General features: G+C 35.1%; 16 protein-coding genes. 3 read left to right on the top strand and 13 right to left on the bottom strand.

The genetic code is table 11. The features are described from left to right. Positions 1–8: 8 nt before the first annotated feature. From NCE97_RS04830 to NCE97_RS04860, 7 genes are all read right to left on the bottom strand, one after another. Positions 9–2,180, bottom strand: coding sequence for a DUF2135 domain-containing protein (locus tag NCE97_RS04830; protein WP_353777770.1), 2,172 nt, complete (start codon positions 2,178–2,180; stop codon positions 9–11). 92 nt (positions 2,181–2,272) lie between these two features. Further along, entirely contained in the window at positions 2,273–4,393 is a 2,121-nt protein-coding gene (locus tag NCE97_RS04835) for a YfbK domain-containing protein (protein WP_353777771.1), read from the bottom strand. Between the two features lie 22 nt (positions 4,394–4,415). Further along, the gene (locus NCE97_RS04840) at positions 4,416–4,907 is read right to left on the bottom strand and encodes a TonB-dependent receptor plug domain-containing protein (RefSeq protein ID WP_353777773.1); all 492 of its coding nucleotides are present in this window, start codon (positions 4,905–4,907) and stop codon (positions 4,416–4,418) included. Between the two features lie 24 nt (positions 4,908–4,931). Further along, a complete protein-coding gene (locus NCE97_RS04845) occupies positions 4,932–5,531 on the bottom strand; it encodes a hypothetical protein (RefSeq protein WP_353777775.1) in 600 nt (199 codons plus the stop codon). A gap of 94 nt (positions 5,532–5,625) precedes the next feature. Then, a complete protein-coding gene (locus tag NCE97_RS04850; protein ID WP_353777776.1) occupies positions 5,626–6,687 on the bottom strand; it encodes an AMP-binding protein in 1,062 nt (353 codons plus the stop codon). A gap of 3 nt (positions 6,688–6,690) precedes the next feature. Continuing rightward, positions 6,691–7,647, bottom strand: coding sequence for a CPBP family intramembrane glutamic endopeptidase (locus NCE97_RS04855; protein ID WP_353777777.1), 957 nt, complete (start codon positions 7,645–7,647; stop codon positions 6,691–6,693). A 1-nt stretch (position 7,648) separates the two neighbouring features. Further along, positions 7,649–8,698 carry an o-succinylbenzoate synthase gene (locus NCE97_RS04860; protein WP_353777778.1) on the bottom strand — a complete coding sequence of 350 codons (1,050 nt, stop codon included), beginning with the start codon at positions 8,696–8,698 and terminating at the stop codon, positions 7,649–7,651. 56 nt (positions 8,699–8,754) lie between these two features. Here NCE97_RS04860 and NCE97_RS04865 point away from each other — a divergent pair, with 56 nt between their 5' ends. Beyond that, positions 8,755–9,669 (top strand): sterol desaturase family protein, encoded by a 915-nt coding sequence (locus tag NCE97_RS04865; protein ID WP_353777779.1) that lies wholly within the window; start codon positions 8,755–8,757, stop codon positions 9,667–9,669. Further along, positions 9,670–10,464, top strand: a complete 795-nt coding sequence (locus tag NCE97_RS04870) for an SDR family oxidoreductase (RefSeq protein ID WP_353777781.1) — start codon at positions 9,670–9,672, stop codon at positions 10,462–10,464. It begins immediately after the preceding gene. 5 nt (positions 10,465–10,469) lie between these two features. On the opposite strand, the gene NCE97_RS04875 is transcribed toward NCE97_RS04870, so the two are convergent. The 3 genes from NCE97_RS04875 to NCE97_RS04885 form a co-directional block, all read right to left on the bottom strand. Further along, positions 10,470–11,144 (bottom strand): metal-dependent hydrolase, encoded by a 675-nt coding sequence (locus NCE97_RS04875; protein ID WP_353777782.1) that lies wholly within the window; start codon positions 11,142–11,144, stop codon positions 10,470–10,472. Between the two features lie 79 nt (positions 11,145–11,223). After that, positions 11,224–12,132 carry a 1,4-dihydroxy-2-naphthoate octaprenyltransferase gene (menA, locus tag NCE97_RS04880; protein ID WP_353777783.1) on the bottom strand — a complete coding sequence of 303 codons (909 nt, stop codon included), beginning with the start codon at positions 12,130–12,132 and terminating at the stop codon, positions 11,224–11,226. Between the two features lie 3 nt (positions 12,133–12,135). Beyond that, a complete protein-coding gene (locus NCE97_RS04885) occupies positions 12,136–12,975 on the bottom strand; it encodes a 1,4-dihydroxy-2-naphthoyl-CoA synthase (RefSeq protein ID WP_353777784.1) in 840 nt (279 codons plus the stop codon). 118 nt (positions 12,976–13,093) lie between these two features. On the opposite strand from NCE97_RS04885, the gene NCE97_RS04890 reads away from it, so the two are divergent. Beyond that, positions 13,094–13,510 carry a hypothetical protein gene (locus NCE97_RS04890; protein ID WP_353777786.1) on the top strand — a complete coding sequence of 139 codons (417 nt, stop codon included), beginning with the start codon at positions 13,094–13,096 and terminating at the stop codon, positions 13,508–13,510. Here NCE97_RS04890 and NCE97_RS04895 read toward each other — a convergent pair. The 3 genes from NCE97_RS04895 to menD form a co-directional block, all read right to left on the bottom strand. After that, complete coding sequence (locus NCE97_RS04895) at positions 13,502–14,332, bottom strand: CvfB family protein (RefSeq protein WP_353777788.1); 831 nt, start codon at positions 14,330–14,332, stop codon at positions 13,502–13,504. The genes NCE97_RS04890 and NCE97_RS04895 overlap by 9 nt on opposite strands. 72 nt (positions 14,333–14,404) lie before the next feature. Further along, positions 14,405–14,746, bottom strand: a complete 342-nt coding sequence (locus NCE97_RS04900; protein WP_353777789.1) for a DUF2853 family protein — start codon at positions 14,744–14,746, stop codon at positions 14,405–14,407. Positions 14,747–14,824: 78 nt separating this feature from the next. Then, the gene (gene menD / locus NCE97_RS04905) at positions 14,825–16,579 is read right to left on the bottom strand and encodes a 2-succinyl-5-enolpyruvyl-6-hydroxy-3-cyclohexene-1-carboxylic-acid synthase (protein WP_353777791.1); all 1,755 of its coding nucleotides are present in this window, start codon (positions 16,577–16,579) and stop codon (positions 14,825–14,827) included. Positions 16,580–16,635: the final 56 nt, after the last annotated feature.

Raw genomic sequence — 16,635 nt, forward strand, 5'->3', positions numbered from 1 at the left:
AATCTCAATTAGTTTACTTTAATTTTTGCCAGTTGTTGACTGCCAGATTTACTGTCTAACCTTAGGGTGTATCGCTTTGCTTTTTGCGTTGGTGAGCCATAATTATTGTAAACAGTGCACATTAAAAAGATTGGAGATTTGTTCTTTGATTGTTTTGCGAGGCTTTTGGCATTAATTAACCATTCCCCTATTCCATCATCATAGACTTCAAACTGTTCTTTTCCGAATCCTTGATCTATACCGTCTTTATATCTATCCTTGCGCTTCTCTAAACTGTATTCCCAATTAAAGAATCGTTTCTGTGGGTTCACGAATTGTATTTCAAAAGGCGCATCTTCGCTACTCCATTCAAAAACAAGTCTTGCGTTGTATGTAATATTATTTAAATATTCTGGTCTAATCCTACTCGTATTTAGTTTTGATTTATGGTGAAATACTAAGTTTCTTATTTCAGCATCCACAATTTTATTTACTCCTGAAAAATTTAGCTTTGGATTAATAGTACCATCATCAATTTTAAGGTACAAATCAAGTGCCTTTTGATGGTTCTGAGTGTCACGATATGTTTCAGCCAAATCAAGATACGATTGAACCTTGTTTGGGTACAACTCCAACATCTTCAGTGCTGCTTCTAAAGCAAACTTATTGTTAGCATCTGATAGTGCTTTAAACCTCACAACTCTCAATTGTGCTGCTGTAGGCTGATCTAATTCTAAAATATTTGACAATACCTGATAGGCTAATGATCTGTTGGTCGGTCTAAAAAAGTCATAGACATCGATAAAATATTCTGGTTTATTTGAAAATTTATCTCTTTGCTCCAAATAGGCATCAAAAGCTTCCTCAATTGTTTTTGCCTTCTTTAGAGTCTTTATATAGGGAATTTTAGCTTGAATGGTTGACAAAGTGTTTTCATCATAGATATTATTTTTAACCAATGCTAAATCTTCCTGTTTACTTTTGAGACCAGCTCCTGCTGCAGTTTTTGTAGTAATAAGGATAACACCGTTTGCACCTCTACTTCCAAATCTGTTTGTCGCTGCTAACCCATTAAGCACTGTTACGTCAGCAATGTTATTCGGGTCTAAATAGGATGTGGTTTGCAAACCTGGTCTAAAGAACTGACCAGAACTAGAATCCGAACTGGTTATAGGTGTACCATCTACAACTATTAATGCGTAATTATTTAGCAAGAATGATGATGGCCCTCTTATAATCGTTTGGCTCAAATCTTCGGAACTTGAAGAATTTAGCGAAGCGAATTTTCCCCTGACAGCAGAAGACACATCAGTGGTACCGCCTTTGAGTAAATCATCTCCATCTACAGACTTTACTCTATACCCTACACCATCTTTATTTTGATTTCCATAGGCTGTCTTCACTTTATCTTCATCTACATTGTTTGTTGTCTTAGCATCGACTAAAACCTCATCTAATCTAATGTTTCCTTCTTCTAACCAGATATTAAGATTGTTATTCTCTCCTAGCACTTTTACTATCTCTTTTTGGTTATCAATTTTCAAAATCAATGAGTCACCAGGTTTTCCTTTTATTTCGTAAGAGTTATCAATCTTCGGATTAATCACAATCTTATCTTGTTCTTTGATGTAAACTTCTACTTTATCAATAGTAGGATCATCGTGGTACAATTTACCTTGATAGATTTTTTGTGCTTCGTTAGATTGCGAAAAACTATAATTTTTCGATAGATTTATAAGTTTTCCCGAATTGGTAAAGGCTAAATAACTGAGCTTATGTTTATCAAAATTTTTACTACTATTAATGACATAAAGATTTCCTTTTATAGTGCTGTTAGACAGGAATATTTTCTCTTTACCATCCGTGAACAATAGTATATCATTATCAGTTTCTCCAATCTCTATTCCTTCAAAAGAAGTAGCTCCATCATACTTTACTTTTTGCAAATAATCTTTGATACTAGACCAATCTCCTTCAGTAACTTTATAAATTTTCTTATCAATAAATCTGTAATTAAATAATACTAAAGCGACTTCAACATCATTGTACTTCTTGAAGTAATTATTTAAAAAGTCTAAATCTTTTTCAATATCTCTATCTTTCATTGATAAAGAGACATCCCAAAGTATTTGTGTTTGCTTTTGTGAAAACGAATTATAAATGAAGAACAGGGAAAAGAAGAGTATAAATAAAGATCTCATACTTAAGATTTTTCAACTTTATAAATTACAAAAAAACTAAACATGAGACCTTGTTTTATCTTGTTATAACTTTTCTTTAACAACGAGCATATTTATTTTGAGCCATTATAAGATTCGACCAATCGAATAAATTCTGAACGATATCCATCTTTATCCAAACCTTTACCTTCTTTGGCCAAGGCTACAACTTTATCTAACGTGGCTCCGTTGTAATATTTAGATTTTCTTAATTGCATTCCAAATAAAGCTACCGCAGAAGAAAACTTAAGATCTTTGGACATTTCCTTAGTTTTATTATCTTGAGTATGAACCATTTCTATACTCTTCTTGCCATCTGGTTTTTTGTAACGAAACTTTACTGTAAATAGTTCATCTGAATATGCATCTGATTTGGTTTTATCCGTATACTTCAAATCATGCACCTTTTCTAAATATGAACTTTTTATTCCAACAGGAATCAATTCGTATAATGCTGTTACTTTATGTCCACTTCCCAATTCTCCTGCATCTTTTGTATCATCAATAAAGTCTTCATCTGCCAATAATCTATTTTCATACCCAATGAGTCTGTAAGCCTGAACAACATTAGGATTGAATTCAACCTGAATTTTAACGTCTTTTGCAATAGTATATAATGTACCTCCAAACTCTTTTCCAAATACTTTACGTGCTTCTTGCATTGTGTCAATATAAGCGTGATTTCCATTGCCTTTATCAGCTAAGGTTTCGAGCTTAGAATCCTTATAGTTTCCATATCCAAATCCAAGAACTGATAGAAACACTCCTGATTTTCTCTTTTCTTCAATAAGTTTCTCCATATCCTTATCACTAGAAGGACCAACGTTAAAATCGCCATCAGTTGCTAATATCACTCTATTGTTTCCGTTCTTCTTAAAATTTTCTTGAGCTAATTTGTATGCCAATTTTATACCTTCTCCACCAGCTGTTGAACCTCCTGCTCTCAGTCCATCTAAAGCGTTCAGTATCTTTTCTTTTTGATTTCCAGAAGTTGGCTCTAAAACTACACCTGCAGCGCCTGCATAAACCACTATAGATACGTTATCTTGTTCTCTCAGTTGATTAACTAAAAGTTTGAATGCTGGCTTTAATAAGCCTAGTTTATTAGAAGAGCTCATCGATCCGGAAACATCTATAAGAAATGTAAGGTTAGAAGGCGGCAACTCATCATCTTTATATGTTTTTCCTTGCAATCCGATTTTCACCAATTTGGTCGTAGGGTTCCAAGGTGTAGAAGACACTTCGGAATTAATTGAAAAAGGATGCTTGCCTGTTGGCTGAGGATAATCATAATCGAAATAGTTTATCATCTCCTCTATCTTCACGGCATCTGGCAAAACTCTTTGACCATTATTTAATAATCGTCTTACATTACTGTAAGATGCTTTATCGACATCGATAGAAAATGTTGACAAAGGTGATAACTGGGTACGCTCAAATTTATTTTCAGTAATTTCTGCATAAGACTCATTATTTAATTCTTCGTAGAATTGATTAAGGATAGATACATCGGTATTATTCTTCTTTCCTTTAGTTCTAATAACGATGACTCCATTAGCACCTTGATTACCATAAACAGCTGTACCTTGAGCACCTTTAAGTACTTCAATATGCTTAATACGCTTAGTGTTTAATCCATTAATTTTCTTTTCAGATACTGGTTTACCATTGAGGATATACAATGGTTCATTACCTCCAGAAACACTACCATTACCCCTTATAATGACATTATTATTTGTACCTGGTTGCCCATTAATACGTAATCCAGCCACTCGCCCATTCAAAGCGGATAACTTGTTTCGACCTCTTTTCTTATTTGTTACATCTCTGAGCCTCGTTACACTATTCGTACTGCTACTACTTGTAGTATAGCCATACGCTACCACCACGACTTCCTCTAACTGAGCATCCTCCTCCATTGCTACATTAATAATATTGGATTTTCTAACAACGACTTCTTCAGTCTTCAACCCAACAAAACTGTAGACTAAAACATCTCCCTTTTTTGCCTTAATCTCGTACTTTCCATCAAAGTCTGATTGCGTTCCATTTGAAGTGCCTTTTATAATAATGTTTGCACCTGGTAATGGTAATCCATCAGCAGCTGATGTAACTACTCCTGTTATTGTTTTTTCCTGGCCAATTGCAGATAATGACAATAGCATTATCAAGCAAAAATTTAAAACTGTTTTCATAATAAATATATTTAGTAAAGTGTTAGATTCTTTTTGTAGTAATAACAATGACTCCGTTTCCTCCTCGGATTCCATAAACTGCTGTTGAACCAGCATCTTTGAGTACCGAGATCGTATCTACATCGTTCGGATTTAGTGCCCATAACGTATCTTGCTGTATCGGGATACCATCTAGTAGAATTAACGGATTGCCCATACTACCCCTAATACTGATGCTTGTCAATCCTCGCAATTGTCCGAAAACTGAATTCACATTTAGTCCTGCGACTCTTCCCTCTAGCAATTCAGCAATATTAACTATTGGTCTTTGTCCAATATCTTCTGGCGTCAACTCGACTACTGCACCAGCACTATTTGCCTTATTTAATACTTTATAATAATACCTATAGTCTACACAATCTTCCTCTAGAAAAAGTTGTGTGTCTATATTGTCAATATTTAATACGAATTCAGTTGTTTGTGCTTTACTATTACAGACAGTAAGTAATGCAATAAGTGTAATAAGTGTTCTCATAATTATAGTTTTTAATTTTTTCCATTAATCTTTAATCACTGCTATTAGCTCTGGTAACAAAGCGATAGCAGTCAGTACAACAGCATTATTTTTTTGTTTGGTTTTCTTTTTTTGGTTTTCTGAAGAGACCATTGCGCCTTTTGTGGATGCGTTTGGATTTCTAACAATGACTATGGAATGTTCTAATTCTTCAGAGAAATGATCTTCCATATATTTATAAGCCATGGATATACCATCATCATGAAACTCTTTGATACTGGATTTCAAATTATCCAAAGTATAAAGCAGCCCTTTAATATCCTTTGGATCACCTTCTTTTAAAGCAATTCCATTCATTTGGGAATATGTAGAAATAGAAACCACATCACCCTCTGTCAGACGGTTAGAAAGCAATTTGAATGCTTGCTGAATAATAATTCTATCTTCTGAATTATACCCCTCTTCTCCTACTTGTAGTAAGAAATTAATGTGCTTAGGTTTTTGTAATTCTCCACTAACTGTAGGATAAGAATCAACTACAAATGTTATAAAATCTTGTAGTGCAACAGAATGTGTAGCGATGTTCTTTTTCTGTGCTTCACAGAAAAATGTCATCATTAATAAGAGTGTGGTTAGTAGTCTCATAATTTCCAGATTTTTAAGATTCTGGAGTAAAACTATAACCGTCTTATTCTATATAAAACAGAAAATGAGTAAAGTAGAAGTTTGAGTGAGTAAACTAGGCTTCAACTTCCTGAGCCATAGTTTTTGAGCGTTGTACTTTGCCCGAAGCTGTGTAGACGAACTTAGGTATGCATATCACCTCCTTTGGTACATGGTGCTTCTCTAAGCGCTCAAAAACTGACGCATCTAATGTATTATCTTCTGACTCTAACACTAGTACGAGTTTCTCACCAAGGGTCTCATCTGGTAATGACGACACAAAAAAGTTATCTTCAATTTTTGATTCTAGTTGTTGTTCGATCTGTTCTGGATTAATTTTTAATCCTCCGGAATTGATAACATTATCAAAACGTCCTAATAATTCGAATTCAGTATTAGAATGTAATTCAACCACATCGTTTGTAACTATAGTTTCTGTACACAAATGTGGTGCATCAATCTTTAGACATTGTCTTTCATCTAATGATATGCTAACATTTGGAAGTATATTGAAATACGTATCGCTATTACCATTGAGTCGCTTTACTGCTACGTGAGTAATAGTCTCTGTCATGCCATAGGTCTCATAGACCCTCGAAGGACACGTTTGAATCGCTTCCGATAGTTTAGCAGAAACCTTGGCGCCTCCAACTATTACAGTACTTATGTTTTGCAAATGATTTATCGTATTACTGAGTTGCATAGGAATCATAGCACAAAAGTCATAATGCTTACCATGATTAAAAACTGGAAGTGTTGTAGGTTCAACTGTATCAATTTCCAACCCTAGAATCATAGCACGTACCAACATCATTTTTCCTGCAATGAAGTTGGAAGGTAGGCACAACAGTGCTTTTTGTCCTGGCTCCAAACCGAAGAAATCTCCTGTAGCTATTGCAGAATTGACCATAAACTGCTTGTTAAGTCTAATAGTTTTAGAAGCTCCTGTAGAACCAGAAGTCTTAACCTCAACATAGGATTTGTCGTTTAACCAGTCGATAAGAAAGTCTCCTATGTTCACCTCATAAGGCAAACCTTCTTTCACAAAACTATACGCTACTTCCTTTAAAGCATCGTGGTTAAAATAGCGTCCATCAAGCCTGAACCTATTGTGTATTTTACTGTAGTGGGGAGTCAATGGTTATTCTATTACTTTATAATTTTCTTTTAGTGGTTCGTGTACTTTGCCGAGTAATTTTCCGGACCAATCAGTCCATTTATACTTCTTAGCAAATATGAACAGTAAAATAGGAAAAATTATGAAGACTGGCACTATAATTTCCATGAATCCTATCTCTGTAGGATCAGAAAAGTCTTTGTATAATGAATGCGTTTGGAATGCTGTCCAATCTGCAGTGACTAACAATGCTGTAAACAAGTTATTTGCCGCATGAAAACCTAGTGCTAGTTCTAAGCCTTCGTCCATTAATGTGATAATTCCCAAAAACAATCCTGTACCTATGTAATAAATCATAATCGCTGGTCCTAGTTGTTCAACTTCAGGATTAGCGATGTGCAATAACCCAAAAACAGCAGAAGTGAATAGAAGAGGAACCCATTTATTCTTTACCAAAGCACCTATGCCCTGCATTAGATATCCTCTAAATAAATATTCTTCAAAACTCGTTTGCAATGGAATCATTACAATAGCAATTACGACAAGAATTATAAATGGCACAAGATTAAAGTTCCATTGATAAGCTTCAGGATTACCAAGAATGTCAATAAGCATTAGCCCTGTAGATACTACACCCCAAAAAATAAATGCGAACCAAACACGCTTCCAATCTATCTTTTCTCTTGCTGTTGTCAAATGAGTAAGTGACTGCCTGTGTAGAAACTTTGCTACCATTATAACGCCCACTAAACCAGCAGCAAATGATAATAACATTAAAAATAGATTTAGATTGGGTTCTAATAGTGTCATCATTGTTGTCTCATCTAGACTGAAAAGATTCATGTCTTGTTTATTCGCTTCAACAAAAACTGCCGCAGTAAAAGGAATTTGACCTACTACTACTGCTGTAATTATTAAAATTACACCTATCAAATAACGCCACCAATCGTGTAACACATTAAACACTTGTGCTATATACATCTTATAAATTTTGAGTTAACAATTCTATATTCCAAGTCATGGACTTATCATATTGCAATGTACCATTTTTTACTTTCAAAGGCGAATCAAAGTTATTAGTAAACAAACTTCCTGTTCCTAAGCCTTGCGGCATTTTACTGTCTAAAGTATAGGTCCACTGTGCTATTGCATTGAGTCCTATATTACTCTCTAGAGCACTAGTGATCCACCAACCTATATTTAGTTGTTCAGCTAAGCTGATCCATTCATTACTTCCTTTAAATCCACCAACCAAACTAGGTTTCAAAATGATATATTGCGGTTTGATGATTTGTAGCAATTCCTGCTTTTTTGTTACATCAAAAACACCAATTAATTCTTCATCTAAAGCAATTGGTAAAGGGGTTTGTTCACATAGCTTAGCCATGGCTACAAACTGTCCTTGCTTTATGGGTTGTTCTATAGAATGAAGCTTGAATTCTGATAATCTTTCAAGTTTACGCAATGCATCATCTGGACTAAATGCGCCATTGGCATCGACACGCAATTCTATATCTGATGGTGAAAATTCTTTTCTGATTGACTTCAGCAAGCTCAATTCGGTTTCAAAATCGATAGCTCCTATCTTCATTTTTATACAAGAAAAACCCGCTTCAATCTTTTGTTTAATCTGCGTTTTCATGAAACTTTCATCTCCCATCCAAATCAATCCATTAATTGGAATACTAGCTTCTCCTCTGGTAAAGTTTGAAGGGAATAAATCAAATTCGGTTGCTCCTTCAAGAGATTTAAAAGCTATTTCCAAACCAAACTGAATACTTGGAAACTCGGTTAATTCGCCCAAAAGTGTATTCAAACCAAGATCTATATGCTTACATACCCATTTTAGTTTGTCTTCATAATCTGGTCTATCATCAAAGCTGAGGCCACGCAAAATTCCGCATTCGCCAATACCTCTCTTGCCATTAGCGTCAAGAATAATAAACCATGTTTCTTTAGTGGTCATAACTCCTCTAGAAGTACCGCTAGGTCGCTTAAAGTCGAGAATATACTTGTGATAAGTCGCTGTCATTAGAATTTCAAAAATAACAATACTATTCGTATTTTAGGAGCTTTAAAGTTGCAAAGATGCAAGACCCTGAGTTTCCTAATATTATTCTTTTTGCTATTCCATTTTTTATCATTTCTATGATCTTGGAATTGTATGTCACTACTCGTGAGCAACTAAAGCATGTCAAAGGATATGAGCCTAAAGATGCTTTTGCGTCTATCGCCATGGGATTGGGGAATGTATTTTTAGGGTTTTTTAGTAAGGTTGTTGTGCTGTGGGCATTTATGTTGATTTATGAAAACTTTAGGCTGTTTACAATTCCTATTGCTTGGTGGAGCTTTATTTTAATCTTTTTTGCTGACGATATTTCATACTATTGGTTTCATCGTATCTCGCACGAATGTCGTTTATTTTGGGCTTCGCATGTAGTACATCACTCTTCTCAGCATTATAATCTTAGTACTGCATTGAGGCAAACATGGTCTGGTGGGTTTTACAGTTTTATATTCTGGCTATGGCTACCACTTATTGGTTTTCACCCAGGAATGATTATGCTACAGATGTCTATTAGTTTGCTCTATCAATTTTGGATACATACTGAAGCTATTGACAAAATGCCTAAGTGGTTTGAAGCTGTTATGAATACGCCTTCTCATCATCGTGTTCACCATGGTAGCAACCCGTTATATCTTGATAGAAATCATGCTGGCATCCTTATTATCTGGGATAAATTATTTGGAACCTTCCAACCAGAAATTAAAGAAGAAAAAGTTGTCTATGGTTTAGTGAAGAACATAAACACCTATAATCCTGTAAAGATTGCTTTTATTGAATGGGTGAACATGTTTAGAGATTCGTTTACAGGCAAAAAATCTTTCAAAAATAGATTGCTGTATCTTATGAAACCTCCTGGTTGGAAACATGATGGATCTGGAAAAATAAGTGATGATCTAAGAAAGGAATGGCTACAATCAACTAATAATAAATCCTAGATGAAATTCTTCGACAACAAAGTGATTTGGATAACTGGTGCTTCTAGTGGTATTGGTGAGGCTCTTGCATTACAATTCTCTAACTACAACTGTAAGCTTATTTTATCCTCTCGTAGAAAAGATGTCCTTGTAGCGGTAAAAGCTAAATGTACTAACCAAGAACATATTGCTGTTCTTCCATTGGATTTAGCTAATACTGATGGCATGCCAGATGTTGTTAAAAATGCTATTGCCATTTTTGGCACTATAGATATCCTCATAAATAATGGTGGTATTAGCCAACGTTCTCCAATTATAGAAACAACTATAGATGTAGATCGCAAGCTCATTGAGATTGATTATTTAGGTACTGTAGCTTTGAGTAAAGCATTGCTACCGCACTTTGTTGCCAATCGATCTGGACACTACGTCGTAGTTTCGAGTCTCATGGGGAAATTCAGTTCTTCCTACCGATCGGCTTACTGTGGTGCTAAACATGCCTTACACGGCTTCTTTGATGCCTTACGCTTAGAGCATCACAAAGACAATGTAAAGGTTACTATGATCTGCCCAGGTTTTGTCAATACCAATGTGGCTAGAAATGCTTTGACTGCTGATGGAAGCCAACAAGGTTACCAGGATGACATGACACAAAATGGTTTAGAAGTCAATACATTTGCAAAAAAGATGATCAAAGCCATCCGTAAGCAAAAGTTTGAGGCCTACATCGGTAAGTTTGAAAAATTTGGCGTGTATGTTAAACGCTTATCACCACGATTGATTCACCACATGGTATTGAGGAGTAAGGTGAAGTGATTTTACTAAACCTCCATACTCTCTCCTATTTCCAATAGCCTAAGTGATTTCCCTCTAGCATCAAATTTCGCTTTTGCTTTAACCTTATCAATCTCAATATATCCAAATGTATCATAGTGATATCCTAAGATTCTATCACACTTTAAAAATTGAGTAGCAATTAAAGCGTCTTCATAATCCATAGTAAAATTATCTCCGATTGGCAGTATTGATAAATCCAAATCGAAAGCTTTAGGAATAAGCTTCATATCATAGGTAAGTGCTGTGTCTCCTGCTATATAAATAGTCTTATCTGCCTTAATTACAAAACCTCCTGGTTGTCCACCATAGCTTCCATCTGGGAAGGATGAAGTGTGTATTGCATTGACATATTTCACAGTTCCGAAGTCAAATTCCCAAGAACCTCCATGATTCAGAGGGTGTCCTTCTATACCTTTTGCACCATAGTGCATCACAATTTCATAGTTAGAAATTATCTTTGCTCCTGTTCGATTTGCAATAGCTTCAACATCCAAGATATGATCTTGGTGTGCATGCGTTAAAAGAATATAATCTGCTTTTAAATCGTCTATATTGATATTTGAGGCCTTTTCATTGCCAGTAATAAATGGATCTACAATAAGATGCTTTCCATTGGTTTCTATAGCTAAAGAAGCGTGGCCTAAAAATGTAATCTTCATCGTTAGTTGAATTATAATTTTATGGGAAATTATAAAAAAAACTAAGACGTACCTTCTTGTAGTAATAACTTTTTACAAATCAATAAATAACCTGACCCAGTGCTAATAATATCGCAAATAAAAAGGTCGATAATGCTAAAACTTTAAGCTGACCGTCATATTGTTTTGGTTCAGTAATCTTTGAAATGGTAACAATATGCCTAAATAATGGAATAAAAGCAATGTAGAATATGAAATTATAAGGCGATGAATAATATAGAATAGAGAACACTATTGAAACCACCATAGCAGCCGTAACAAGAAATATATGATATTGCTTAGCTTTATTACTTCCTAGCTTTACAGCCAAAGTAATCTTGCTCGACTTTTTATCGGATTCTATGTCTCTCATGTTATTTAGGTTCAACACTCCGACACTAAGCAATCCTAAGGAAATTGCAGGTAACACCAATACATGATCTAAACGAATGGTATATAAAAAGTAACTTCCTACAACACTTACGATGCCAAAAAACACAAATACATAGATATCACCTAAGGCTCTATAACCATATGGTGAATCCCCAATAGTATAGCTCATTGCAGAATATACAGCCACTGCTCCAAGTCCTAAAAACAAAAAGGCATATAGTACGTTAGAACTGCCAAAGGCATTCCAAATAAGCAAGAATGTAAATAGAATAACCAGTAAGATATTGATCTTTATCCCTTCAAACATTTGGTGCGGCGTAATCTCTCCACTTTGAATAGCGCGTTGCGGTCCTATTCGATCTTCATTATCGGTGCCTTTAATTCCATCACCATAATCGTTAGCAAGATTAGACAATACTTGTAAGCTTATTGTCGTAAGTATAGCAAATACAAAAACCCAAACATTGAAGAATCCATTGTAGTACGCTAGGCTAGTTCCGATAATGATTCCCGAAACCGACAAGGGAAGCGTTCGTAATCGCATGGCAGAAAGCCAAGGTTTGATTTTATCTTTCATAGATTAAGGAATCCATTTCTTATCGAAGTTAGGCTTACGCTTTTCAAGGAATGCGTTTCGTCCTTCAATAGCTTCATCAGTCATATAGGCTAATCTAGTAGCTTCACCAGCAAATACTTGTTGGCCAACCATTCCATCATCGGTAAGGTTCATCGCAAATTTCAGCATTTTTATTGATATTGGTGATTTCGCTAGTATCTCTTGTGCCCATTGATAAGCGGTATCTTCTAACTCTTCATGTGGAATGACTGCATTGACCATACCCATTTCGTAAGCTTCATCTGCAGAATAATTTCGTCCTAAAAAGAATATTTCACGAGCTTTTTTCTGACCAACCATTTTAGCTAAATATGCCGAGCCATAACCACCATCAAAGCTGGTTACATCTGCATCTGTCTGCTTAAAAATTGCATGTTCCTTACTCGCCAACGTAAGATCACAAACAACATGTAAACTGTGACCTCCTCCTACTGCCCAACCTGGTACAACAGCAATAACTGCCTTTGGCATAAATCGTATTAAGCGCTGCACTTCTAAGATGTTCAATCTATGGTAACCATCGTCGCCAACATAACCTTGGTGGCCACGTGCTTTTTGGTCACCTCCTGAGCAGAAGCTCCAAATACCATCTTTGGTTGAAGGTCCTTCAGCAGATAATAAAATGACGCCTATTGAGGTGTCTTCACCTGCATCGTAAAATGCATCATATAGTTCGGAAGTTGTCTTTGGTCTAAAGGCGTTTCTTACATTTGGACGATTAAAAGCTATTCTTGCGACACCGTCACATTTCTTATAGGTAATATCCTCGTAAGTTTTTGCAGTTTTCCAGTTAATTTCATTCATAATTAACAATTATCAGAGTGCTAAAGTACGCATTTTGCAAAAATTTTTACTTGCAAAATTTTATTTGAATTTCTTATGCAAGCATACTATTTTTGACGCTTATTTTTTTAACTCATATATGACCGTAGAGAAATCCCCACTATTTACTCTGGTACAGAATATGCATGAGATAAATATTGGTAAGCTATACTTTTTTGACACATTTGTTATAGCAGAATTTAATGAAGGAGAGAATATTGGTTTTGATAACTTTTATGAAGCCCATAAACTTATTAAACAGTACTTTGACGATAGACCCTTTGGGTTTATAGCCAATAGAATTAACTCATATTCTATAATACTTCCAGATGCTGAGCAATTTAATAAAGCTTACCCAAATCTTAAAGCATACGCCATTGTAACCGAAAGAACTATCACGAAAAAGATTTTCGAAATTGAAAATCACTTTTTCAAATTCAACAGAGAATTATTTTCGAATGTAGATGATGCTATTACTTGGACAGAAATGCAGTTGAAAGCCGAGGCTTTACTTTAAATAAATGCCATCTGGTTTTATTTCTATAGCTCGATCTTTGTAAAGTGACCCTATTGCTTTCTTGAAGCTCTTTTTGCTCATTTGGAAAGCTTCTTTGATGTCTTCAGGACTAGACTTGTCGGTGAATTCTAAGTATCCACTATTATCTTCTAGTTCCTGAAGGATCTTTTGAGCATTTGGTTCTATGTTTCTATAGCCGATTTGTCCTATAACAATATCGAGTTTGTTGTTGTGCCTTACTTTTTTCACGATACCTTTGAAAGTATCACCGATATTCAAATCCTGAAAAATAGTGTCCTTATAGATGAGGCCAGCGTGTTTTTTATTTACAATAACATTCATGCCTATTTCTGAAGGGTGCGAAATGATGATATCTACTTCATCAAACATAGACACGGTAAGCTCTTTATTATCTAAAAATCGATTGGTTTTACTTGAGGCTACTAGTCGCTGTGATTCTTCATCTAAATAGCAATGCACTAGGTACCACTGCCCTTCTCTCATCTTGAAGGCTTGTTCTTTGAAAGGGCAAAATAATTGCTTTACCATTCCCCAATCTAGAAATGCACCATACTTATTCACCTGATTGCATCTCAGTAATGCAAAATCGCCAACGGTAATATATGGCTTGTCAGTTGTAGCAACTGGTCGCTCTTCGTTATCTAAATACACAAAGACATCTATCGTATCTCCTATCTCAAAATCTTCTGGTACATATCTATTAGGTAAAAGCACTTCATTATCTTCTGTATCACCCAAAAATAGTCCAGGTTCTCTATCTCTAAGAATTGTTAGTGTGTTATAGGATCCAATCTTAATCATGCGGCAAAAATAGGCATAAAAAAAGCGCTAATTAATCATTAACGCTTCTAATTATAAGAATTATAACTTCTTCTAGTTATATATTGATTCTTTGTTGAGCTCTTTAGTAATTAAATAGTATACTACTGCTCTAAATTTATTTTTTGTAGAACGTCCATAGATGTCCATAGCTTTATTGAGTGCAGCATCAGCCACAGTTTCATCGTCTATACCTAATTTATTCTTTATAAAATTTTCTTTTACTGTTTCTAGTTCCTTTTCATCTGAAGCAGATACTGTAGCAGAATCTCTATTATAAATCGCAGGTCCGCAGCCAATAGTTACTTTAGTGAGTAAATCCATATCTGGATCTATACTACATTTATCTTTTAAATCTTCTGCGTATTTAACGATAAGTTCATCTCGCTTGTTCATTCTAAAAAGGTTTTAAGTTAGTTGGAGTAATTTCCATATGTTAGACTAAAGTATTTAAAAAAAGTTACACCAAAAAAATTAAGCTATCACCTTAAAGTAATTCAGAAGTATCTCATCGTTCAATTCTGAAGGTGTGAAAATCTCAAGTAATTTTGGCTGACTACTTTCATTGTAGAAAGAATTCAAAGCCTCAACTAAAGCCCGCTCATCTCTCACCGAATTATATTCGATGTTATACATATTGCAAAGATTCTCAGCATTTAATTGATGTTTCGTTTCAAAATATCTATCAAAATTTTCAGTGTTTTTATGTCCTGGCAAAATCCTGAATATTCCTCCTCCTCCATTGTTTATTAGAATTATTCTGAAAGTATTCGGGACGTAATTACTCCAAAGTGCATTACTGTCGTAGAAGAAACTTAGATCTCCTGTGATAAAGACTGTAGGTGCTTCTGAAGCTGAAGCGTATCCTATCGCTGTACTTGTACTACCATCTATTCCACTAGTGCCTCTATTACAATACACTTGTACTGTTGGGGTTAAAGAAAATAGCTGTGTATAGCGAATAGCTGAGCTATTACCAACTTGGAGAACAGAATTGTTGGGAATTGATTTTAAAACGTGATCAAATACTTTAAAGTCACAAAAAGGCATGCTTTCTAGATAGCCTTTATGTGCTTGAAGTCTATGGTTTTTTACCTCTTTCCAGTATTGCCTATACGTACTTTCTTTTCTAACTGTATCTGGTAGAAAATGCTCAAAAAAACTATTTGGGTGTGTAACGATATGTTCATTCAAACAGAAAAATGTATCATTAGCTTTTTTGGCATCTACGTGCCAATGGTGTTTCGGTTTATACTTCCTTAAAAACGCTTTTACTTTCTTAGAAACGACCATACCTCCAAAAGTTAAAAGCACTTCGGGTCGCAATGCTTTAAACCCTTCATCATCTAGTGGTGCAATAATTTGATCTATGCTCGGAAAAAAGTCCGTATGATGTAGATTAGATGTCGTTTCGGTAAATACCAAAACGCTATCATCCTCTGCTAAATGACTCAGCCATTGTTGCTCAATTTCATTTGGAGCATTCACACCAACCAGTACCATCTTACGTGCTGAATTATTCCAAATGTTACTTAACTCACTTAAAGTTTCAACATTCAGAGGTACTGCTTTTTCTTCAGTAGGAATAACTTCAGGAGATACTGTAGGTGCTTCGATTAATTCATACAATGGTTCTTCAAAAGGAACATTAATATGAACTGGTCCTTTACCTGTAATAGATACATTCAAAGCTTTATTTATTGCTTCTGAATTTTCTTGTTCTATAGATTTTTGCAGACCGAGGAACTTTTCAAACTTATTCTCGATACTCTTCATCAGCGGAATATCATCTTCTTGTTCAAGATTCTCTGGTTTAATGTCCTGTTTTAAGTTTGCAGAATATAATGCATGAGTCCCGTACACATCTTTTTGGTCTATGGTTTGACCATCTCCGATACCAACCAAGTACTTTGGTCTATCTGCTGACAATACTACTAATGGTATATCACTATAATAAGCTTCGGCTACAGCCGGAAAGTAATTAAGCAACGCACTTCCTGAAGTACAAACAAGAGCAACAGGATGTTTAGTTTTTTGTGCTATCCCTAAAGCAAAAAAAGCAGCACAACGCTCATCAACGATGCTATAGCATTTAAAAAACGGATCGTGTGTAAACCCAATTGTTAGAGGTGCATTCCTACTCCCAGGAGAAATAACAATATGCTCTATGTTTTTTGCTTTGCATAGTGACACGACTGTCTGTGCCAGAGGAATTTTTGGGTATTTCATACATCAATTAATATGGACATGGTATAATATTTGATACCTGTCACAAAACTATCCTT

It is taken from the genome of Winogradskyella sp. 3972H.M.0a.05, assembly GCF_040493455.1.
Taxonomy (GTDB): Bacteria; Bacteroidota; Bacteroidia; order Flavobacteriales; family Flavobacteriaceae; genus Microcosmobacter.

Excerpts from the sequence above, each read along its gene's own strand:
- NCE97_RS04830 (WP_353777770.1), bottom strand. The coding sequence starts at position 2,180 with ATGAGATCTTTATTTATACTCTTCTTTTCCCTGTTCTTCATTTATAAT.
- NCE97_RS04835 (WP_353777771.1), bottom strand. The coding sequence starts at position 4,393 with ATGAAAACAGTTTTAAATTTTTGCTTGATAATGCTATTGTCATTATCT.
- NCE97_RS04840 (WP_353777773.1), bottom strand. The coding sequence starts at position 4,907 with ATGAGAACACTTATTACACTTATTGCATTACTTACTGTCTGTAATAGT.
- NCE97_RS04845 (WP_353777775.1), bottom strand. The coding sequence starts at position 5,531 with ATGAGACTACTAACCACACTCTTATTAATGATGACATTTTTCTGTGAA.
- NCE97_RS04855 (WP_353777777.1), bottom strand. The coding sequence starts at position 7,647 with ATGTATATAGCACAAGTGTTTAATGTGTTACACGATTGGTGGCGTTAT.
- NCE97_RS04860 (WP_353777778.1), bottom strand. The coding sequence starts at position 8,698 with ATGACAGCGACTTATCACAAGTATATTCTCGACTTTAAGCGACCTAGC.
- NCE97_RS04865 (WP_353777779.1), top strand. The coding sequence starts at position 8,755 with ATGCAAGACCCTGAGTTTCCTAATATTATTCTTTTTGCTATTCCATTT.
- NCE97_RS04870 (WP_353777781.1), top strand. The coding sequence starts at position 9,670 with ATGAAATTCTTCGACAACAAAGTGATTTGGATAACTGGTGCTTCTAGT.
- NCE97_RS04875 (WP_353777782.1), bottom strand. The coding sequence starts at position 11,144 with ATGAAGATTACATTTTTAGGCCACGCTTCTTTAGCTATAGAAACCAAT.
- menA (WP_353777783.1), bottom strand. The coding sequence starts at position 12,132 with ATGAAAGATAAAATCAAACCTTGGCTTTCTGCCATGCGATTACGAACG.
- NCE97_RS04885 (WP_353777784.1), bottom strand. The coding sequence starts at position 12,975 with ATGAATGAAATTAACTGGAAAACTGCAAAAACTTACGAGGATATTACC.
- NCE97_RS04890 (WP_353777786.1), top strand. The coding sequence starts at position 13,094 with ATGACCGTAGAGAAATCCCCACTATTTACTCTGGTACAGAATATGCAT.
- NCE97_RS04895 (WP_353777788.1), bottom strand. The coding sequence starts at position 14,332 with ATGATTAAGATTGGATCCTATAACACACTAACAATTCTTAGAGATAGA.
- NCE97_RS04900 (WP_353777789.1), bottom strand. The coding sequence starts at position 14,746 with ATGAACAAGCGAGATGAACTTATCGTTAAATACGCAGAAGATTTAAAA.
- menD (WP_353777791.1), bottom strand. The coding sequence starts at position 16,579 with ATGAAATACCCAAAAATTCCTCTGGCACAGACAGTCGTGTCACTATGC.